This is a genomic window from Cupriavidus sp. HMR-1, from assembly GCF_000319775.1.
GTDB lineage: Bacteria > Pseudomonadota > Gammaproteobacteria > Burkholderiales > Burkholderiaceae > Cupriavidus > Cupriavidus metallidurans.
In genome coordinates, this window is sequence record NZ_ANKP01000095.1 from 1 (window position 1) to 21,488 (window position 21,488).

Sequence of the window (21,488 nt, forward strand, 5' to 3'; positions counted from 1 at the left end):
CGGGTGCGGCAGGTGGCGCAGCCGCCGCGGCGGCGCCCAAGCGTAACTGGGGCGGGATGTTGGGTGGTCTGGCAGCCGGCCTTGGCATCGGCTACCTGCTTTCGCACTTCGGCCTGGGCGGTGCGGCCGCCAGCATCCTGTCCAACGTGATCCTGTTCGGCGTGATCGCGCTGGTCGCAATGTGGCTGATCCGCAAGTTCCGCGGTGGTTCGGCTCGCACGCAGCAGCCTTCGTACGCCGGCATGGGCGGCAATGGGTCGAATTACGGCGGTCCGTCGCACGCCGAACCGACGCTGCGCACGGCCGAGCCTGTTGGCAATGGCGGCGCCGCGAGCAATCCGGTGATGGGTGGCGCGGCAGCGGCCGCAACCGCGGCGGCCGTCCAGCAGCCGTGGGGCGTGCCGGCGGATTTCGACACCGAGTCCTTCCTGCGTAACGCCAAGGTTCACTATGTGCGTCTGCAGGCTGCTTGGGATGCGGGCAATCAGGACGACATCCGCGAATTCACCACGCCGGAAATGTTTGCCGAGATCAAGATGGACCTGTCCGAGCGCGGCAGCGAGGTCAACAAGACCGACGTCGTGACGCTGGACGCCCAGTTGCTCGGTATCGAGTCGGCCCCGACCCAGCACATCGCCAGCGTGCGTTTCTCGGGCATGATCCGCGAGAAGGCAGGCGAGCCGGCCCAGCCGTTCGGCGAGGTCTGGAACCTGGCAAAGGCGACGTCGGGCAACGGTGGCTGGCTGCTCGCCGGCATCCAGCAGGAATCCTGAGCGCCGCATGAATCCTCCGCCGCATCGGTGACATGATGCGGCGGGCGAGTAGCTTAGAATGGAGGCCCGCGCATTGCGTGGGCCTTTTTATTTGGGCTGTCTGCCCGAGCACCGGATGCCATGAACGCATTGCCGACCCCGCTGGCCGCACCGATCGTCGCCGCGCTGAATCACCTGATCGAACAGGAGCCGTGGGCTTGCAGCCTGCTCACGCCGTTTGCCGGACGTGTGATCCGGTTCGACGCGGCAGCGTTCGCGCTGTCGCTCAAGGTCACGGAGCAGGGCGGTATCGACCAGGCACCTGAGGCCGAAGCGGCCGCAGTCACGCTGATCGTGCCATTGCAGCAGTGGCCGCTGGTCGTGGCCGATGTTGCCGAAGGCGGCCAGGCGGCCGCGATGCGTCACGTGCGCATCGACGGCGACGCGGAACTGGCCAATGCGGTGTCGACGCTCGCACGCAACCTGCGCTGGGATGCGGCCGAGGACTTGTCCCGCGCGCTGCGTGGCGTGATGGGCGGGCCAGTCAGTGACAGCGTGGCGCAGCGCGTGGTCGACGGCGCGCGTCAGGTGCACGAAAGCGCGACGCGAGCCGGCCGCGCCTTGCTCGACAACGTCACCGAATACCTGCTGGATGAACAGCCGACGCTGGTACGACACGCTGCGCTGGATGGCTTCGGCGACGACCTGGCGCGGCTGCGCGACGATCTGGCCCGCCTGGAAAAACGGCTCGAACGGCTGGAGCGTGCTCCGGGCGCGGGCTCCCCGGATGCCTTGCCCTCGGCCCATCGCTGACCTGCCCTGACCCGCCACGTGTCGTTTCCTGAAGATTTCGCATGACCCGCCTGCTGCGTCTCTGCAAGATACTGTTTGTCATCCTGTACTACGGGCTCGATGAACTCGTGCTGTCCGGCTTCAAGAACCGGCGCATCAAGTTCCTCGTCCGAGTCATCACCATCGGCCGCAAGCTCGATCAGCCGCGCGGCGAACGCCTGCGTATGGCGCTGACGACGCTGGGCCCGATTTTCGTCAAGTTCGGCCAGGTGCTGTCCACGCGCCGTGACCTGATGCCGCCCGATATCGCCGACGAACTGGCCAAGCTGCAGGACCAGGTGCCGCCATTCGAGTCAGCGGTGGCGGTGAAGATCATCGAGAAATCGCTGGGCCGCCGACTGACGGAGCTGTTCGAGACATTCGAGCACGAGCCCGTGGCCAGCGCGTCGATCGCCCAGGTTCACTTCGCCACGCTGCGCGGCGGCCCGAGCCATGGCCGCGAGGTGGCCGTGAAGGTGCTGCGTCCGGGCATGTTGCCGGTAATCGACAGCGATCTGGCGCTGATGCGCGACATGGCCACGTGGCTCGAGCGCGTCTGGGTGGACGGTCGTCGGCTCAAGCCCCGCGAGGTGGTGGCGGAGTTCGACAAATACCTGCACGACGAACTCGACCTGATGATCGAGGCCGCCAACGCCAGTCAGTTGCGCCGCAACTTTGCCGAAAGCGATCTGCTTTGCGTGCCCGAGGTGTTCTGGGACTGGTGCACGAGCAGCGTCTTCACAATGGAGCGGATGCATGGCATTCCGATCTCCCGCACCGAATCGCTGAAGGCCGCGGGCGTCGACATGCACAAGCTGGCCGAAGAGGGTGTCGAAATCTTCTTCACGCAGGTGTTCCGCGACGGGTTCTTCCACGCAGACATGCACCCCGGCAACATCCTGGTATCGGTCAGGCCCGAGACGTTCGGCCGGTATATCGCGCTGGACTTCGGCATCGTTGGCGCGCTGTCCGAGTTCGACAAGAACTACCTGGCGCAGAACTTCATCGCGTTTTTCCGTCGCGACTACCACCGCGTGGCGCTCCTGCACGTGGAGTCGGGCTGGGTGCCGCCGGAGACCCGGGTCGAGGAACTCGAATCCGCCGTGCGTGCCTGCTGCGAACCGTACTTCGACAAACCGCTGCGCGAGATTTCGCTCGGCATGGTGCTGATGCGGTTGTTCCAGACCTCGCGCCGCTTCAACGTCGAGATCCAGCCGCAACTCGTGCTGCTGCAGAAGACGCTGCTCAATATCGAAGGCCTGGGCCGGCAGCTTGACCCGGACCTCGACCTCTGGAAGACCGCCAAGCCCTTCCTGGAACGCTGGATGTACGAGCAGGTGGGCTGGCAGGGCGCCTGGGAGCGGATCAAGATCGAAGCGCCGCAATGGGCGAAGATGTTGCCCGACTTTCCACGGCTGGCCCACCAGTTCCTGGAGCGCCGCGCGCTGCAGAACAGCGAAGGGCAGGAGCGACTGCTTTCCCAACTGGTGGCCGAGCAGCGCCGCACGAACCGCCGGCTGTCCACGGCCCTGCTGCTGATGGGCGGATTCCTGGCCGGCATCGTGATCGTCCAGGCACTGGCCTGGGCGGGATACTGGTAGTCACTGCGCCTGAAGCGTCCCTGGTTCCCCTTTCCCCCGCAGTCGGTGGGAGGGGAGAACCACCATACAACACCCAAGTGAACCAAGATGGGGATTTGCCCGCCCTCGGGGGAATTTTTGCCCCCCGGATGGGGGCGCGTCGCTATAATCCGCGTTTTGATTCGGCTACGACCGCCAAATGCCCGCCCGGGCGCCCGCGGCCCCGACCGATGAATTGGACTCCGGCTGGCCCCAACCCTTGACCCGGTCAAGGGCGTCAGGTGCCCCGCCGGCATTCGGTTTTTCGCCGCCAGGGCACATCAATTCTGGCCATTCTGGGATAAGGGCAGCGGTATGCTGATCTGGTTCGTCATCATCTATTGGATCATCTCGGTCGGTATCGGCCTGTGGGCGGCGCTTCGCGTCAAGGGAACCGCCGACTTCGCCGTGGCTGGCCGCAGCCTGCCGTTCTATATCGTCACCGCCACGGTTTTTGCCACCTGGTTTGGCTCTGAAACTGTGCTCGGCATCCCGGCCGTGTTCCTCAAGGAAGGCCTGTCCGGGGTGGTATCGGATCCCTTCGGTTCCTCGCTCTGCCTGATCCTGGTTGGCCTGTTCTTCGCCCGGCCGCTGTACCGGATGAACCTGCTGACGATCGGCGACTACTATCACAACCGCTATGGCCGGCTGGCCGAAGTGCTGACCACGCTATGTATCGTGGTCTCGTATCTGGGCTGGGTGGCTGCGCAGATCAAGGCGCTGGGGCTGGTGTTCTATACGGTGTCGGACGGCGCGCTGTCCCAGGATGCCGGGATGATGATCGGCGCGGCCAGCGTGCTGGTCTATACGCTGTTCGGTGGCATGTGGTCGGTGGCCGTGACCGACTTCATCCAGATGATCATCATCGTGATCGGCATGCTCTATATCGGTTACGAAGTCAGTGGCCAGGCGGGTGGCGTGACGGCCGTGGTGTCGCACGCGGCGGCGGCCGGCAAGTTCGAGTTCCTGCCGTCGCTGGACCTGGTGCAGATCATCGGGTTTGCCGCGGCGCTGTTCACGATGATGCTCGGCTCGATTCCCCAGCAGGACGTGTTCCAGCGGGTCACTTCCTCGCGCACCGAGCAGATCGCCGGTCGTGCGTCGGTGCTGGGTGGCGTGCTGTACTTCTTCTTCGCGTTCATTCCGATGTTCCTGGCCTATTCGGCCACACTGATCGACCCGGCGATGGTGGAGAAGTACATCAACTCGGATTCGCAACTGATTCTTCCGCAACTGATCCTGACGCACGCGCCGATGTTCGCCCAGGTGATGTTCTTCGGCGCGCTGCTTTCCGCCATCAAGAGCTGCGCCTCGGCCACGCTGCTGGCGCCGTCGGTAACCTTCGCCGAGAACATCTTGCGTCCGTACTTCCGCCATCTCGCGGACAAGCAGTTCCTGCGCGTGATGCAGGTGGTGGTGCTCGTCTTCACGTCGCTGGTCACGCTGTTCGCGCTGAACTCGCACCTGTCGATCTTCCACATGGTCGAGAACGCCTACAAGGTGACGCTGGTGTCGTCGTTCGTGCCGCTGGCCTTCGGCATGTTCTGGAAGCCGGCCACCCGCCAGGGCGGTCTGGCCGCGATCCTGCTTGGCCTGGCCTCGTGGCTGACCTGCGAGGTCGCCTTTGCCGATGCCACGGTGCCACCGCAAATGGTAGGGTTGCTGTTCTCGATCAGCGGGATGGTATTCGGGTCGCTGCTGCCTCAATGGATCAGCGATCGGCCGCCCGTTCGTGAAGTGCATATTGCATAACTTTATGCCTTCGAGGCCTTATCTGGCCTGCTTGCGGACGTTTGCGGCCCCGAATGTCCCCTTTTCCGGTCGGTAGCCGGTCCGGCAACGGTTTATAATCAACGGCTTTGCATCGCCGCGCGCCCCCGATCTCGCGCAATTCGCCTTGATCGACGCCCTTGTCATTTGGCGTGGCGCTGCCATCTATCAGTTTTACGTTTCAGTTTTCCGCGAAAGAACCACCATGCCGATCTATGCCTACCGTTGCGACGCCTGCGGATACGGGCGCGATGTGCTGCAGAAGATGAGCGATGCCCCGCTCACGGACTGCCCATCCTGCGGCGCCGCCGGAACCTATAAGAAGCAGCTGACTGCCGCCGGCTTCCAGCTCAAGGGATCGGGCTGGTACGTCACGGACTTCCGCGGTGGCAGCGGCGGCACCAGTGCCCCGGCCACCTCGGGCAACGCCGCCGCGCCTGCCGCCCCGGCAGCATCCGCCGAGTCGTCTACCGCATCGACCACTTCCGCGGCTCCGGCCGCCGGTGGATGCGGCGGTTCGTGCGCCTGCCACTGACGCACAGGCAAGCCGTGGTCACCAAGAAAACCTCCGCCTTGAAGACCTGGTTCCTGACCGGGCTGCTCGTGCTGGTGCCGCTGGGCATCACCCTGTGGGTGCTCAACGCCGTCATCAGCACGATGGATCAGAGCATGGCGCTGCTGCCGCTGGCATGGCAGCCCGAAAATCTGTTCGGGCTCCGCATTCCGGGCCTGGGCGCCATCCTGACGCTGCTGTTCATCCTGGTGGTGGGCGTGCTGGCCCATAACTTCATCGGCCAGCGGCTGGTGAAGTGGTGGGAAGCGCTGCTTCGTCATATCCCCGTGGTCGGTCCGATCTATACCAGCGTCAAGCAGGTCTCGGACACACTGCTGTCGTCGTCGGGCAACGCGTTCCGCAAGGCGCTGCTGGTGCAGTACCCGCGCGAGGGATCGTGGACCATCGCATTCCTGACCGGCCGGCCCGGCGGTGACGTGCAGAATCACCTGCAGGGCGATTACGTCAGCGTCTACGTGCCGACCACGCCGAACCCGACCTCGGGCTTCTTCCTGATGATGCCCAGGGCCGATACGATCGAACTCGACATGACCGTCGACGCCGCGCTGAAGTACATCGTGTCGATGGGCGTCGTGGCCCCGGCGGACCTGCCGCGCAAGTCCGGCGCCGACACGCGCCCGGCGCATGGCGCAGTGGCCGATGCCGATGCCGACGACGTCGTAGCCGACACTCATACCAACTGATTGCGCGCGGCCGTTCATCGCGGCCGTGCATTACAGGGAATCTCTCCTATGTCCTCCATGCGTACTCACTACTGCGGTCTGGTGACCGAACAACTGATCGGCCAGGAAGTGGCCCTGACCGGCTGGGTGCAGCGCCGCCGCGATCACGGTGGCGTGATCTTCATCGACCTGCGCGATCGCGAGGGCCTGGTTCAGGTGGTGTGCGACCCGGATCGTCCGGAGATGTTCAAGGCCGCGGAAGAAATCCGCAACGAGTTCTGCATCCGCATCACCGGCAAGGTGCGCCCGCGTCCGGCCGGCACCGAGAACGCCAACCTGACCTCGGGCAAGATCGAGGTGCTGTGCCATGAGCTGACCGTGCTGAACCCGTCGGTCACGCCGCCGTTCCAGCTCGACGATGACAACCTGTCGGAAACCACCCGCCTGACGCACCGCGTGCTGGATCTGCGCCGTCCGCAGATGCAATACAACCTGCGCCTGCGCTACAAGGTGGCGATGGAAGTGCGCAAGTACCTGGACGCACAGGGCTTCATCGACATCGAGACGCCGATGCTCGGCAAGAGCACGCCCGAAGGCGCCCGCGACTATCTCGTGCCGTCGCGCGTGAACCCGGGTCACTTCTTCGCGCTGCCGCAGTCGCCGCAGATCTTCAAGCAGATGCTGATGGTCTCGGGCTTCGACCGTTACTACCAGATCACCAAGTGCTTCCGTGACGAGGACCTGCGCGCTGACCGCCAGCCCGAATTCACGCAGATCGACTGCGAAACGTCGTTCCTGACCGAACAGGAAATCCGTGACTTGTTCGAGGACATGATGCGCACCGTGTTCAAGAACGCGATCGACGTGGACCTGGACGCCAAGTTCCCGGTGATGGAGTTCCGCGAGGCGATGGCCCGCTTCGGCTCGGACAAGCCGGACCTGCGCGTCAAGCTCGAATTCACCGAGCTGACCGAAGTGATGAAGGACGTCGACTTCAAGGTGTTCTCGGGCCCGGCCAACAGCGACAACGGTCGCGTGGTCGGCCTGCGCGTGCCGGGTGGCGGCGCGATCTCGCGTGGCGAAATCGATGCCTACACGCAGTTCGTGGCGATCTATGGCGCCAAGGGCTTGGCGTGGATCAAGGTCAATGAAGTGGCCAAGGGTCGTGACGGCCTGCAATCGCCGATCGTGAAGAACCTGCACGACGCCGCGATTGCCGAGATCCTGAAGCGCACCGGCGCCCAGGACGGCGACATCATCTTCTTCGGCGCTGACAAGGCCAAGATCGTCAACGACGCGATCGGCGCGCTGCGCCTGAAGGTCGGCCATTCGGAGTTTGGCAAGAGCACGGGCCTGTTCGAAGACACCTGGAAGCCGCTGTGGGTGATCGACTTCCCGATGTTCGAGTACGACGAGGAAGACGCCCGCTGGGTGGCCATGCACCACCCGTTCACGAGCCCGAAGGACGAGCACATGCAGTACCTGGAAACCGATCCGGGCAAGTGCATCGCCAAGGCCTACGACATGGTGCTGAACGGCTGGGAAATGGGCGGCGGCTCGGTGCGTATCTACCGTGAGGACGTGCAGAGCAAGGTGTTCCGCGCCCTGAAGATCAACGCCGAGGAAGCTCGCGCCAAGTTCGGTTACCTGCTCGACGCGCTGCAGTACGGCGCACCGCCGCACGGTGGCCTGGCTTTCGGCCTGGACCGTATCGTGACGATGATGGCCGGCGCCGACTCGATCCGTGACGTGATCGCGTTCCCGAAGACGCAACGCGCGCAGGATCTGCTGACGCAGGCTCCGAGCACGGTCGACGAGAAGCAGTTGCGAGAACTGCACATTCGTCTGCGTGCCCAGGAGCCGAAGACCACGGCCTGATCGTTGTTCAGACCTGCAAAAAAGCCGCGCCGATGCGCGGCTTTTTTGTTCTTGGCGCAATGATGCGTTTCCATTTGTTACTACCCGGAACGAAGCCGGCGGGGAGAATGTCTTTCTGCGTTGATACGCGTGATGCAGGCCCGCCTCGAAGGCCGCCACGACGTGGGAGGACCAAGGCGTGAATCTAGATACCGAACTGATCCGTGCGTTCCTGCAAGTTCATGCGGAAACGATCCTGACCTGGCTGGCGGCCGGGTTGCTCATGATGCTGCTGGCCCGCTTCGAACTGCGCCGCGCGGTACGCAAGTCGGCGCAGGCGATGTCCCAATCGGTGGCCGCCACGGTGGCCGCTTGTGTACCTGATATCGCGCACGCGGCGCAGCAAGGACATACGGTGCCGGGCGAACTGGCTGCTACCGGCGCCGAACCGATGGCCACCCAGCGCGCGGACGCACTGCGCAAGCTCGCGCTCGACACCGTGGCTACCGTCATGACGCGTGGCCGCTGGCTTGAAGACGTTGGCAACCTGCGCCTGGGCGAGGATGCGCTGTTGTCCGGCCGGCGTGCCGGTGGCGCGGATCCGCTGCTCGTGGTGGCGCCGCAACCGGTGGTGCAGGCGTACCTGAACGCCCAGCGCACCTTTGACGATGAAGCGACCACACTGCAGAACCATCGGCGCGAGGCGCTTCGGCTTCAAGAGGCGTTGCAGGCACTTAATGCCGAGGCGGCTCATGTCGAGCAGGAAACGGCAAGCATTGTGATGCGCTTCGAACAGGTCAATGCCCAAGTCGCCCAAGGCGTGGAAGCAGGCGACTACCAGCGGTTCCTGATCCAGAAATACAACCAACTCGGCGTGCGCGAGAAGGAAATCGGGCAGGAACGCGCGTCGATGGCAGCACAGGCACGCGAGGCCGCCGATGCGCTGGCCAGCCTTGCGCATACAGCCTCGCAGCGCTATACGCAGGCGCTGGCGCCACTGATGCAGCAGCTTCGCTCAGCATGGGGGCATGGCGATTCGCCTGAGGTGTTCGATACCTGGCTCCGAGCCGCGCCGGCCGAGCAGCCGGGTGACCGTCAGGCGACGATCCGCCCCGGCGAACATACATTGGCCTGAGTAGGGGGGAGGCAGCGGCCGGAGCGCGCCATTGGCGTCCGGCTGCGCTATGCTTTGGTTTGTCCCTGCCACCCTTCCCATGCGCTACAAGATTCCCGAATCGGTACTGGTCGTCATCCACACACCAGACCTGCAAGTCCTCCTGATCGAGCGCGCCGACCGGCCCGGCTATTGGCAGTCGGTGACCGGCAGCCTTGATGCCGAGGACGAGCCGCTACCCATGACCGCCGCGCGCGAGGTGGCCGAGGAAACCGGACTTATCGCCAGCCGCTATTCGCTGACCGACTGGCAACACACCATCGACTACGAGATCTATCCGCAATGGCGCCACCGCTATGCGCCGGGCATCACTCGCAATACCGAACACTGGTTCGGATTGTGCGTACCCGCGCCGATGCCGGTGACGCTGGCGCCGCGTGAGCACCTGCGCTTCGAATGGCTGCCCTGGCAGGCGGCCGCGGCGCGTTGCTTCTCCAGCAGCAATGCCGAAGCGGTGCGCCAGCTTGCCTGGCGCGTGGCTGGCGGCCAGGGCGCCGGGCTCGACGTCACGAACGGAGCCGCCGCACCATGAAGTTGCGCGTTGTCACCTACAACATTCACAAGGGCGTAAAGGGGTTCACCGGCAAGCCACGCATCCAGAGCGTGCGAACCGGCCTGCAGTCGATGGACGCGGACATCGTGTTCCTGCAGGAAGTGCAGGACCGCAACGATCGCCTGGTCGCGGCCGAGTTGTTTGACCCCGATCACACCCAGCTCAACTACCTGGCGACGGATGCCTATCCGCATTCGGTCTATGGCCGCAACGCGGTGTATGACCACGGCCATCATGGCAATGCCATCCTGTCGCGCCATCCGATCCTGATGTCGGAGAACCTCGATATCTCCGATCACCGCTTCGAGCAGCGCGGGCTGTTGCACGCGGTGGCCGATATCAACGGCGTCGAGGCACACCTGATCTGTGTGCACTTCGGCCTGTTCGCGGGAAGCCGCGTGCGTCAGACCAGCGCGTTGGTGGAGCGCGTGCGCAGCGTGGTGCCGGCCGATGCGCCGCTGGTGATCGCGGGCGACTTCAACGACTGGAACCACAAGCTCGACTCGAAGATCTGCAACACGCTCAATGCCGTCGAGTCGGCGGACGCGAAGAACGGACGCATCCATACGTTCCCGAGCCATATGCCATGGTGGCAGCTCGATCGCATCTACGCACGGGGCTTCGAGTTCGAGCGCACGCAAGCGCTGACCGGCCGCGAATGGGCGCAACGCTCGGACCATGTCCCGCTGATGGCGGAACTGGCCCGGCGGGTGGCAATTCCGGAAGTCTGACGCCTGGGGATCGGATTCAGCGATCGAGGTAAGCGCGGATCCACGCGTAGATCGCGTCGACATCCGACAGCTTCAGAACGGGCAGGGTCGTCTGCCGGGAGACCTCTTCAGGGACGTCGGTCGCCACTGCGACCACACCCGGCACATCCGTCCACAGCGGCGCCTTGCCGTTGGCGGGGCGATAGATTTCCAGCTTGGGGAAATCGCTCCACTTGTAGCCTTCCACCATCACCAGATCGGTTTCAGGCGGCAGCACCGACAATGCCTCGCCGATCTCGGGCGACGGCTTTTCCTCGGGGTAGTGCCGCATCAGCGTCAGGTGACGGGCGCCCACAAGCACCACGTTCTGACATCCGCCCTCGCGCATCCGCCATGAATCCTTGCCCGGGGTGTCAGGGTCGAACCCGTGGTGCGTGTGCTTGATGCCCGCGACGCATAAGCCATCGGCTACGAAACGGGGGATCAACTGGTCCAGTAGCGTGCTCTTGCCGCTGCCCGACGAGCCGGCGATGCCGAATACCTTCACAATGCTTTCCCTGTTGGGCGTCACAATGCTCCGACAATATCAGACTTCGCCAGGGCCATGTGCAGGAGCCGCCCGTTCGCCGATAATCGAGTCCATGTCACGGATCTACGATCGGGCATCGTCCCCAACGTCGAGTGCCCCAGGCACACCGGAATCGCCATCGAGCGCATTGCATCACGAGGATGGCGATCCCACTGCCACCACCGTTGCCACCGCCACTGCGCCATTGATCCGCTGGGTGCGCCGGCGCGGCAGCCCGGTCCAGGGCAACCTGGTCGATCTGCTGAGCAACGGCCAGGAGTATTTTCCTGCCCTGATCGAGGCGATTGATGCCGCGCGCGTGCACGTCGTGCTTGAGACCTATATCTATGCCGACGATGCTGTCGGCGCCCGCGTCACCGATGCGCTGATCCGGGCGGCGCAACGCGGTGTGGATGTCCGGCTGGTCGTCGACGGATTCGGCGCGGGGGATATGCCTGCCACGCTCGCCAGCCGGCTGCGCGATGGAGGCGTGCGCCTCGAGGTCTTTCGTCCGGTGCGCGGATTCAGACTGGCGCGCAGGCATCTGCGGCGGTTGCATCGCAAGATGGCGGTGATCGACGACAACGTGGCGTTCGTCGGCGGTATCAATATCATCGACGACCACAACTACGGCCCGCTGGAATTGCCCGAAGTCGGCCCACGCTACGACTTCGCCGTGCGCGTGCGCGGCCCGCTGGTGGCGCAGATCGCGCTGGCTTCGGCGCGGCTGTGGTTCCGGATGGCACAGCAACGTGGGCTGCGCGAAACCGCAGCGGCTTTCGCCGAAGTGGAAACCCTGACCACCGCCGCGCGGCAGGCCCGGCGCGAGCATCATGAGGGCGGCGTGGCTGCGGCCTTGCTGCTGCGCGACAATCTGCGCAATCGCCGCACGATCGAGCGCGAATATCTCTACGCGCTGGGCGCCGCGCGTCATGACGTGATTATCGCCAACGCCTATTTCCTGCCTGGCACGAAGATGCGGCGCGCGTTGCTGGCGTGCCGCGAGCGCGGGGTGCGCGTGCGACTGCTGCTGCAGGGGATGGTCGAGTACCGGCTGCAACATTTCGCGACGCACGCGCTGTATGCGCGGCTGCTCGAGGCCGGCATCGAAATCTACGAATACGAAGCGAGTTTCCTGCACGCGAAGGTCGCGGTCATTGATAACTCGTGGGCGACGGTTGGCTCGAGCAACCTGGATCCGTTCAGCCTGCTGCTGGCACGAGAAGCTAACGTCGCGGTGTATGACCCGGGCTTTGCCGGTGTGCTGCGCGCGCGTCTGGAGCGGGCCATGGCGCAGCGTAGCGCGCGCGTGGTGCCCGAGGTTCACGCACGCCTGCCGCGACTGCGCCGGTTTGCCAATTGGGCGGCGTACTACGTGTTGCGTCTCGGCGTCGTGATCGCGGGTGTCACAGGCCGTTACTGACGCCGCGCAAGCCGGGCACGGTAACATGCTGCCCTGCCGCAAGCCGCGCCTTCCGCGCAAACGTGCCCCGGCCATTTCAAGCCGGTTTTAAGCCGATGCTGCATTGCGCCGCAAGATACCAGCGCGATGCCGTCCGTTTAGAAACACGGGTCTAATTAAAAGCTTGATGCCAATCGGCCTCGCCAGAATAATCTGAACGACCGTTCTTTTTTGGCTTAGACTTCGTGCATTCGCGGCCGCCCCCTATTGAAAATCAGCGACCGAAGTGCCTGCCGACCGCAACGTCAGGTCAAGAACAGTGCTCCTGAGAGCACTGCAAAGAACGGAGAAAAAACATGCGCCACCAGTCAGTTCGCCTTGAATCCGCCGCCGCGCCCGCGCCCTTGCGCAAGGGCGAGATGACGCGCGTGGCGATTCTCGATGCGGCACTGGAACTGTCGTCTCGCGACGGGCTCGAAGGGCTGACCATCGGCCTGCTCGCGGAACGTATGCAGATGAGCAAGAGCGGTGTCTTCGCGCATTTCGGTTCGCGCGAGGACTTGCAGGTTGAAGTGGTGCGCGAGTATCACCGGCGGTTCGAGCAGGAGGTGTTCTACCCCTCGCTGCAAGAGCCGCGCGGGTTGCCTCGCCTGTGGTCGATGGTGCGACGCTGGATGGAAAAGCGTATCCAGGAGGTGACCACGGGGTGCATCTACATCAGCGGTGCGGTCGAGTACGACGATCGCGCGGAAAGCCCGGTGCGTGACGAGCTCGTCAAGAGCGTCACGATCTGGCGTGCCGCGCTGATGCGTGCGATCGATCAGGCCAAGGAAGAGGGGCACCTGCGCGCGGATTGCGATCCGCGCCTGATGCTGTTCGAAATGTACAGTCTTGAACTAGGCTTGCATCACGACGCCCGTTTCCTGCGCCTGCCGGACAGCGCCGAGCTTGCCATGGTTGCGCTCAACAAACTGATTCAGTCTTACCGAACCTGAGCCGCCCCACGGGCAGCGCTCGCGCAATCCCGCTTCAGGGTGTGCGGCTCGCGCGTGTGGTGGCACTAGCAAACCTCCAAGGAGTCTTTGATGGGCCAGTACACCGCACCGTTGCGCGACATGCAGTTCGTGCTCCATGAACTGCTCGGCGCCGAAGCCGAACTCAAGGCGATGCCGCAGCACGCGGACATCGACGTGGACACCATCAACCAGGTGCTCGAGGAAGCCGGCAAATTCTGCTCCGACGTGGTCTTCCCGCTGAACCAGCCTGGTGACCGTGAAGGCTGCACCTACGTCGGCGACGGCGTGGTGCGCGCGCCCAAGGGCTTCAAGGAGGCCTATCAGCAGTTCGTGGAAGCCGGCTGGCCCGCACTGGCGTGCGATCCGGAGTTTGGCGGCCAGGGTTTGCCGATCATCATCAACAACGCGCTGTACGAGATGCTGAACTCGGCCGGCCAGGCATGGACGATGTATCCGGGCCTGTCGCACGGTGCCTATGAAGCGCTGCACGCGCACGGCACGCCGGAACTGAAGCAGACGTATCTGCCGAAGCTGGTGTCGGGTGTCTGGACGGGCACGATGTGCCTGACCGAGCCGCACTGCGGCACCGATCTCGGCATCCTGCGCAGCAAGGCCGAACCGCAGGCCGATGGCTCGTACTCGATCACCGGCACCAAGATCTTCATCTCGGCCGGCGAGCATGACATGGCCGAGAACATCATCCACCTCGTGCTGGCACGCCTGCCGGACGCACCTGGCGGCACCAAGGGCATTTCGCTGTTCGTCGTGCCGAAGTTCATCCCCGACGCCAACGGCAACCCGGGCGAGCGCAACGGCATCAAGTGCGGTTCGATCGAACACAAGATGGGCATCCACGGCAACGCCACCTGCGTGATGAACCTCGACGGCGCGCGCGGCTGGATGGTGGGCGAGCCCAACAAGGGCCTGAACGCGATGTTCGTGATGATGAACGCCGCGCGCCTCGGTGTTGGCGCCCAGGGTCTGGGCCTGACCGAGGTGGCCTATCAGAACTCGCTGGCCTACGCGAAGGACCGTCTGCAGATGCGCTCGCTGACCGGCCCGAAGGCACCGGACAAGCCGGCCGACCCGATCATCGTGCACCCGGACGTGCGTCGCATGTTGCTGACGCAAAAAGCCTACGCCGAAGGTGGCCGCGCGTTCGCCTACTGGACCGCGCTGCAGATCGACCGTGAGCTGTCGCACCCCGACGAAAGCGTGCGCAAGGAAGCCGGCGACCTCGTGGCGCTGCTGACCCCGGTCATCAAGGCCTTCCTGACCGACAACGCCTTCACCTCGACCAACGAGGGCATGCAGGTGTTCGGCGGCCACGGCTACATCTCCGAGTGGGGCATGGAGCAATACGTGCGCGACGCGCGTATCAACATGATCTACGAAGGCACTAACACGGTTCAGTCGCTTGACCTGCTGGGCCGCAAGGTTCTGGGCGACATGGGCGCCAAGCTGAAGGCCTTCGGCAAGATCGTGCAGACGTTTGTCGAGGAAGAAGGCACGAGCGAGGCGATGCAGGAGTTCATCAACCCGCTGGCCGACATCGGCGACAAGGTGCAGAAGCTGACGATGGAAATCGGCATGAAGGCGATGGGCAATGCCGACGAAGTGGGTGCTGCCGCCGTGCCGTACCTGCGCGTGGTGGGACACCTCGTGTTCTCGTACTTCTGGGCCCGCATGGCCAAGATCGCCCTGGACAAGCAGGACAGCGGCGACAAGTTCTACACGACCAAACTGGCTACGGCGCGCTTCTACTTCGCCAAGCTGCTGCCGGAGACCGCGGGCGAGATTCGCAAGGCTCGCGCAGGCGCATCCACGCTGATGGCGCTGGACGCAGATCTGTTCTGATCGAGTTGCTCTACTGAGGGTTGCCTCCCTTCTCCCCTGACACGGGAGAAGGGGAGAATCCACCCGCAGCATATTCATCTCTCCTCAAACGCTCACTAGCCAAGGAGCGCGCATGTCCAATTTCATCGTCAAGAAAGTCGCTGTGCTCGGTGCCGGCGTCATGGGGGCGCAGATTGCCGCCCATCTGATCAACGCCCGCGTTCCCGTGATCCTGTTCGACCTCCCGGCCAAGGAAGGCCCGAAGAACGGTATCGCCGATCGCGCGATCGAGAACCTGAAGAAGCTCTCGCCCGCGCCGCTCGGCATCAAGGAAGAGGCCAGCCTGATTCGCGCCGCCAACTACGAGGACGACATCGCCCTGCTCAAGGAGTGCGACGTGGTGATCGAGGCGATCGCCGAGCGCATGGACTGGAAGCATGACCTCTACAAGAAGGTGTCGCCGCATCTCGCGCCGAACGCGATCTTCGCCACGAACACGTCGGGCCTGTCGATCACGGCGCTGTCCGAGGGCTTCGATGCCGACCTGAAGTCGCGCTTCTGCGGTGTGCACTTCTTCAATCCGCCGCGCTACATGCACCTGGTGGAGCTGATCCCGACCGCGACGACCAAGCCGGAGATTCTCGACCGTCTGGAATCGTTCCTGACCACGTCGCTGGGCAAGGGCGTCGTCCGCGCCAAGGACACGCCGAACTTCATTGCCAACCGTGTCGGCATCTTCTCGATCCTGGCTGTGTTCGCCGAAGCCGAGAAGTTCGGCATTCCGTTCGATATCGTCGACGACCTGACCGGCACCAAGCTGGGCCGCGCCAAGTCGGCCACGTTCCGCACCGCCGACGTGGTCGGCCTGGACACGATGGCGCACGTCATCAAGACGATGCAGGACAACCTGACCGATGACCCGTTCGCACCGGTGTACAAGACGCCGGCCGTGCTGAAGGGGCTGGTGGATGCCGGCGCGCTGGGCCAGAAGACCGGCGCCGGTTTCTACAAGAAGGAAGGCAAGGCGATCAAGGTGCTGGACGCCAAGTCTGGCCAGTATGTCGAGTCCGGCAAGAAGGCCGACGAGATCGTCGTGCGCATCCTGAAGAAGGAACCGGCCGAACGTATCAAGCTGCTGCGTGAATCGACCAATCCGCAGGCCCAGTTCCTGTGGGGCGTGTTCCGTGACGTGTTCCACTACATCGCCGTCTATCTCGAGCAGATCGCCGGTTCGGCCGCCGATATCGACCTGGCCATTCGCTGGGGCTTCGGCTGGAACTCGGGTCCGTTCGAAGACTGGCAGGCCGCTGGCTGGAAGCAGGTGGCCGAGTGGGTCAAGGAAGATGTCGAGGCAGGCAAGGCGCTGTCGAACGCTCCGCTGCCGGCATGGGTGCTGAACGGTGCCGTGGCCGAGAACGGTGGCGTGCATGGCGCGCAGGGTTCGTGGTCGCCGGCTGCCAGTGCATTCGTCAAGCGTGCCGAATTGCCGGTGTACCAGCGCCAGGTGTTCCGTGCCGCGCTGAAGGGTACCGATTCGCCCGATCCGCGCCGTGCCGGCAAAACGATCGAGGAGAACGATGGCGCGCGCATCTGGACCGCTGATGGTGCCGACGATGTGCTCGTGATCTCGTTCAAGAGCAAGATGAACACGGTTGGCCCGGATGTGCTCGATACCATCGTGCGCGCCGTGGAACTGGCCGAAGCCAGCTACAAGGGTCTGGTGGTCTGGCAGCCGACGTCGCTGCAACTGGGCGCGCCGGGTGGTCCGTTCTCGGCGGGTGCCAATCTGGAAGCCGCGATGCCGGCCTTCATGATGAGCGGTGCCAAGGGCATCGAGCCGTTCGTCAAGAAGTTCCAGGACACGATGATGCGCGTGAAGTACGCGGCGGTGCCGGTGGTGCCGGCCGTGTCGGGCATCGCGCTCGGCGGTGGCTGCGAACTGATGCTGCATTCCGCGAAGCGGGTGGTGGCGCTGGAAAGCTATGTCGGCCTCGTCGAGGTGGGCGTGGGGCTGGTGCCGGCCGGCGGTGGCCTCAAGGAAGCTGCGATCGCAGCAGCCAAGGCCGCGCAGGCAGCGGGCAGCACGAACTACCTGAACTTCATCACCAATCGCTTCCAGGCAGCGGCGATGGCCAAGGTGTCGTCGTCGGCGCTCGACGCGCAGAAGATCGGCTACGTCCAGCCGACCGACACGATCGTCTACAACGTCCATGAACTGCTGTACGTGGCGCAGAACGAAGTGCGCGCGCTGGCCAACGCCGGCTATCGCGCGCCGCTGCCCGGCCAGCTGATTCCGGTGGCTGGCCGCTCGGGCATCGCCACGATCAAGGCATCGCTGGTCAACATGCGCGACGGCAACTTCATCTCGGCGCACGACTTCCTGATTGCCTCGCGCATCGCGGAAGTGGTTTGCGGCGGCGACGTGGAGGCTGGCTCGCTGGTCAGCGAAGACTGGCTGCTGGCGCTGGAGCGCCGCGCATTCATCGACCTGCTGGGCAACGGCAAGACCCAGGAGCGGATCATGGGAATGCTGCAGACGGGCAAGCCGGTGCGCAACTAATCAGGCCAACGAGGAACCGACATCATGAAACAACTGCAAGACGCATACATTGTCGCGGCTACCCGTTCGCCGATCGGCAAGGCCCCGAAGGGCGCTTTCAAGAACACCCGTCCCGATGACCTGCTGGCCACGATCCTGCAAGCGGCCGTGGCCCAGGTGCCGAGCCTGGACCCCGCGCTGATCGAGGACGCCATCGTCGGCTGCGCGATTCCCGAAGCGCAGCAGGGCCTGAACGTGGCGCGTATCGGCGCGTTGCTGGCCGGCCTGCCCAATACCGTGGGCGGCATCACCGTGAACCGCTTCTGCGCGTCGGGCCTGTCGGCCGTGGCAATGGCTGCGGACCGTATCCGCGTGGGCGAGTCGGATGTGATGATCGCCGCCGGCGTGGAGTCGATGAGCATGGTGCCGATGATGGGCAACTCGCCGTCGATGTCGCCGTCGATCTTCGAGCGCGACGAGAATATCGGCATTGCCTACGGCATGGGCCTGACGGCCGAGAAGGTGGCCACGCAGTGGAAGGTCAGCCGCGAGGACCAGGATGCGTTCTCGCTGGCATCGCACCAGAAGGCCATCGCCGCGCAGCAGGCTGGCGAGTTCAAGGACGAAATTACCCCGATTGAGGTAGTTGAACGGTTCCCGGATCTCGCGTCTGGTCAGATCAACGTCAAGACGCGTACTATCTCGCTGGACGAGGGACCGCGTCCCGATACGTCGGTGGAAGGCCTTGGCAAGCTGCGCGCGGTGTTCGCCAACAAGGGCAGCGTGACGGCCGGCAATAGCTCGCAGACGTCCGATGGCGCCGGCGCGCTGATCCTGGTTTCGGAGAAGATCCTCAAGCAGTTCAACCTGGTGCCGCTGGCCCGTTTCGTATCGTTCGCGGTGCGTGGCGTGCCGCCGGAGATCATGGGGATCGGTCCGAAGGCAGCGATTCCGGCTGCGCTGAAGGCCGCTGGCCTGACGCAGGACCAGATCGACTGGATCGAGCTGAACGAAGCGTTTGCCGCGCAATCGCTGGCGGTGATGCGTGATCTGGAACTTGATCCGGCCAAGGTAAACCGGATGGGCGGCGCTATCGCGCTGGGCCATCCGCTCGGCGCGACCGGAGCGATCCGTTCGGCCACCGTGGTGCACGCGCTGCGTCGCCACAACATGAAGTACGGCATGGTGACCATGTGCGTGGGCACGGGCATGGGCGCCGCCGGGATTTTCGAGCGCGTATAAATAAAACGCGCCAGGGACAGCCCGACGGGTGGGCTGTCCCGACCTTCGATCAGGTGAGGAAATGCATGGACACGGAGATGCCAACACACTGAAACCGAGGGGAGAACAATAATATGCAGGAGACCGCCATTCTGGCCGACGCGGCGTGTGACATGCCGCGCGCGATGATGGACGCGCTAGGCGTCCGCACGATTCCATTCCGCATCCGGGCCGGCGACCGCTTCGTAGTCGACACCCGCGACGAAGCCGAGCTTCCAAACCTGTACCAGAAGTATCTGGTCGGCAAGCAGGACCACTACGCGGAATCGATCCCGCTGCTCGAGCGCGAGCTGGAAGACCATTTGCTCAAGAACGTGGTGGCCGGTTGTGACCGGGCCATTCTGCTGACCATCGCCAGCAGCCGCAGCAAGCTGTATTCGAATGCCACCGGCGCGGTGGTCGGTACTGTCGCGCGCAGTTTCAAGCTGCGCAAGGATGCTGGCCGCAGCGGGTTGTTCGACCTGACCGTGATCGACACCGGCGCCATCGGCCCTGGCCAGGCGCTGATCGTGCGCGAGGCTGCGCGAATGCTCGCCGACGGCGCCAGTGCGGCATCCGTGGTCGATGCGGTCGAGAACCGCCTGCGCGATGCGGCCCACATGTTCCTGATTCCCGACGAACTGCTCTACATGTACACGCGTGCCAAGCTCAAGGGCGAGAACAGCATCACGTGGAGCCGCTACATGCTTGGCAGCGCGTTCAACATCCGCCCCGTGATCCATATGCACCGGGGCGTCACCCAGGCCATTGCCAAGGCGCGTGGCAACGAAGAGGGCGTTCGCCGGCTGCTCTCCCACGTCGAAGCCTGCATTCGCGCCGACAGCCTGCTGACGCCGGCCGTGGCCGCGTGTTATGCGGGCGATATCGACGAGGTGGAATCGCTGCCGGCCTGGCAGTCCTTGAAGCACATCGCCGCATCGCGCAACGTCGAGCTGATGCTGGCGCCGATGAGCCTGACCGTCGCGCTGAACGTGGGAGCGGGCGCGTTCGGCTTGAGTTATCTTTCCGAAGCGCCGCCACCGTTCGTGTGATCGGCTTCCTTCTCAAAACGGAGACGAGGTAGAAATGAGCATTGCAACCAGCATCGACCAGGGCGTACTGACCATTGGCTTCGATCGCATCGACAAGAAGAACGCGATCACCGCGGCGATGTACCAGACCATGGCCGACGCGCTGCGCGCCGCCGAGACCGACGCCGCGGTACGCGTCATCGTGATCGAAGGCAAGCCCGAGGTCTTCACGGCGGGCAACGATATCGAAGACTTCCTGAAGCGCCCGCCGACCAACGGCGCCGATGGCGCGCCGGCTCCGGTGTTCCAGTTCCTCCAGGCGATCAGCCGGGCGACCAAGCCCATCGTGGCATCGGTCAGCGGCGCAGCCGTTGGCATCGGCACCACGCTGCTGCTGCATTGCGATCTCGTCTACGCATCCGAGACGGCAAAGCTGGCGTTGCCGTTTGCCCAACTCGGCCTCTGCCCGGAGGCGGCATCGAGCCTGCTGTTGCCGCGCATGGTCGGCTATCAGCGCGCCGCCGAAAAGCTGCTGCTTGGCGAGGCATTCAGCGCACAGGAAGCCTTTGAGATCGGTCTGGTGACGAAGGTGCTGCCGGTGGCGGAACTGCAGGGTTATGTGCGTCAGCAGGCGGCCAAGCTGGCGGTGTTGCCCGCGTCGTCGCTGCGCGAAACCAAGCGCCTGATGAAGGGCGATGACGCGGCTGCCGTGGAAAAGAAGATGCTTGAGGAGGGCGAGGTGTTCCGCCGCATGCTGGTGGCGCCGGAAGCGAAGGAGGCCTTTACGGCATTCTTCGAGAAGCGCAAGCCGGATTTCTCGAAATTCAGCTAAGGCGAAGCAAGGTGTAGCTTGTTTGCGTCCCTCTCCCATGCGATGGGAGAGAGGCTGCGGAGAGGAGAGAACGCTCTGCGATCAAGCCGCCGGCAACACCCTCGGTTGCCGGCTCTCGTCGGTGGCCACGTAAGTCAGCGTGGCCTCCGTCACTTTCACGATCTCGTTGGCGTGGCGCATTCGTTGCGCGTAGACCTCCACGGAGACTGTGATCGACGTGCGGCCCGTCTTGACGATGTCGGCATAGAAGCTGACCAGATCGCCGACGAACACCGGATTCTTGAACAGGAACGAATTCACCGCCACGGTGGCCACGCGGCCTTGCGCGCGCTCCACGGCGGGGATCGATCCGGCCATGTCCACCTGCGACATGATCCACCCGCCGAACACATCGCCGTGAACGTTGGCGTCGGCCGGCATCGGCACCACGCGCAGCGCGGGATTCTTGCCGGAAGGGAGTTCGGGAACAAAGCTGGAAGTGGTCATGGCGGGTCTTTCGGGG

General features: G+C 64.3%; 19 protein-coding genes. 17 read left to right on the forward strand and 2 right to left on the reverse strand.

The annotated features are described in order from the left end of the window. From D769_RS13510 to D769_RS13555, 10 genes are all read left to right on the forward strand, one after another. Nucleotides 1-773: Tim44-like domain-containing protein (locus D769_RS13510; protein ID WP_008645946.1), on the forward strand; the 773-nt coding region annotated here is incomplete at its 5' end. Between the two features lie 120 nt (nucleotides 774-893). Then, nucleotides 894-1,565, forward strand: coding sequence for an SCP2 sterol-binding domain-containing protein (locus D769_RS13515; protein ID WP_008645947.1), 672 nt, complete (start codon nucleotides 894-896; stop codon nucleotides 1,563-1,565). 41 nt (nucleotides 1,566-1,606) lie between these two features. Continuing rightward, a complete protein-coding gene (ubiB, locus tag D769_RS13520; protein WP_008645948.1) occupies nucleotides 1,607-3,184 on the forward strand; it encodes a ubiquinone biosynthesis regulatory protein kinase UbiB in 1,578 nt (525 codons plus the stop codon). Nucleotides 3,185-3,517: 333 nt separating this feature from the next. After that, the gene (locus D769_RS13525) at nucleotides 3,518-4,954 is read left to right on the forward strand and encodes a sodium:solute symporter family protein (RefSeq protein ID WP_008645949.1); all 1,437 of its coding nucleotides are present in this window, start codon (nucleotides 3,518-3,520) and stop codon (nucleotides 4,952-4,954) included. 223 nt (nucleotides 4,955-5,177) lie between these two features. Further along, nucleotides 5,178-5,507: an FmdB family zinc ribbon protein gene (locus tag D769_RS13530; protein WP_035881495.1), complete on the forward strand. Its 330-nt coding sequence runs from the start codon at nucleotides 5,178-5,180 to the stop codon at nucleotides 5,505-5,507. Between the two features lie 14 nt (nucleotides 5,508-5,521). Then, nucleotides 5,522-6,229, forward strand: a complete 708-nt coding sequence (locus D769_RS13535; protein ID WP_035881496.1) for a DUF502 domain-containing protein — start codon at nucleotides 5,522-5,524, stop codon at nucleotides 6,227-6,229. Nucleotides 6,230-6,277: 48 nt separating this feature from the next. Beyond that, nucleotides 6,278-8,086: an aspartate--tRNA ligase gene (gene aspS, locus D769_RS13540; protein WP_017512028.1), complete on the forward strand. Its 1,809-nt coding sequence runs from the start codon at nucleotides 6,278-6,280 to the stop codon at nucleotides 8,084-8,086. A 178-nt stretch (nucleotides 8,087-8,264) separates the two neighbouring features. Further along, a complete protein-coding gene (locus tag D769_RS13545) occupies nucleotides 8,265-9,200 on the forward strand; it encodes a hypothetical protein (RefSeq protein WP_008645953.1) in 936 nt (311 codons plus the stop codon). Between the two features lie 79 nt (nucleotides 9,201-9,279). Beyond that, a complete protein-coding gene (nudB, locus tag D769_RS13550; protein WP_008645954.1) occupies nucleotides 9,280-9,771 on the forward strand; it encodes a dihydroneopterin triphosphate diphosphatase in 492 nt (163 codons plus the stop codon). Then, nucleotides 9,768-10,523, forward strand: coding sequence for an endonuclease/exonuclease/phosphatase family protein (locus D769_RS13555; protein ID WP_008645955.1), 756 nt, complete (start codon nucleotides 9,768-9,770; stop codon nucleotides 10,521-10,523). Before nudB ends, D769_RS13555 begins: the two co-directional genes overlap by 4 nt. A gap of 16 nt (nucleotides 10,524-10,539) precedes the next feature. Here the strand turns inward: D769_RS13555 and mobB are convergent, their stop codons facing one another. Continuing rightward, nucleotides 10,540-11,049: a molybdopterin-guanine dinucleotide biosynthesis protein B gene (mobB, locus tag D769_RS13560; RefSeq protein ID WP_008645956.1), complete on the reverse strand. Its 510-nt coding sequence runs from the start codon at nucleotides 11,047-11,049 to the stop codon at nucleotides 10,540-10,542. A 94-nt stretch (nucleotides 11,050-11,143) separates the two neighbouring features. Between mobB and clsB the strand changes: the two genes are divergently transcribed. The 7 genes from clsB (at nucleotide 11,144) to D769_RS13595 (ending at nucleotide 20,986) form a co-directional block, all read left to right on the forward strand. Then, nucleotides 11,144-12,493 (forward strand): cardiolipin synthase ClsB, encoded by a 1,350-nt coding sequence (clsB, locus tag D769_RS13565; RefSeq protein ID WP_035881365.1) that lies wholly within the window; start codon nucleotides 11,144-11,146, stop codon nucleotides 12,491-12,493. A 383-nt stretch (nucleotides 12,494-12,876) separates the two neighbouring features. Then, entirely contained in the window at nucleotides 12,877-13,467 is a 591-nt protein-coding gene (locus D769_RS13570; protein WP_008645958.1) for a TetR/AcrR family transcriptional regulator, read from the forward strand. 90 nt (nucleotides 13,468-13,557) lie between these two features. Then, nucleotides 13,558-15,345 carry an acyl-CoA dehydrogenase C-terminal domain-containing protein gene (locus D769_RS13575; protein ID WP_008645959.1) on the forward strand — a complete coding sequence of 596 codons (1,788 nt, stop codon included), beginning with the start codon at nucleotides 13,558-13,560 and terminating at the stop codon, nucleotides 15,343-15,345. A 112-nt stretch (nucleotides 15,346-15,457) separates the two neighbouring features. Further along, nucleotides 15,458-17,884: a 3-hydroxyacyl-CoA dehydrogenase/enoyl-CoA hydratase family protein gene (locus D769_RS13580; RefSeq protein WP_008645961.1), complete on the forward strand. Its 2,427-nt coding sequence runs from the start codon at nucleotides 15,458-15,460 to the stop codon at nucleotides 17,882-17,884. Between the two features lie 21 nt (nucleotides 17,885-17,905). Beyond that, nucleotides 17,906-19,105, forward strand: coding sequence for an acetyl-CoA C-acyltransferase (locus tag D769_RS13585; RefSeq protein ID WP_040011042.1), 1,200 nt, complete (start codon nucleotides 17,906-17,908; stop codon nucleotides 19,103-19,105). Between the two features lie 113 nt (nucleotides 19,106-19,218). Beyond that, nucleotides 19,219-20,175, forward strand: a complete 957-nt coding sequence (locus D769_RS13590) for a DegV family protein (RefSeq protein ID WP_008645964.1) — start codon at nucleotides 19,219-19,221, stop codon at nucleotides 20,173-20,175. Between the two features lie 34 nt (nucleotides 20,176-20,209). Then, nucleotides 20,210-20,986, forward strand: coding sequence for an enoyl-CoA hydratase (locus D769_RS13595; RefSeq protein ID WP_008645965.1), 777 nt, complete (start codon nucleotides 20,210-20,212; stop codon nucleotides 20,984-20,986). A gap of 81 nt (nucleotides 20,987-21,067) precedes the next feature. On the opposite strand, the gene D769_RS13600 is transcribed toward D769_RS13595, so the two are convergent. Next, entirely contained in the window at nucleotides 21,068-21,472 is a 405-nt protein-coding gene (locus D769_RS13600) for an acyl-CoA thioesterase (protein WP_008645967.1), read from the reverse strand. Nucleotides 21,473-21,488: the final 16 nt, after the last annotated feature.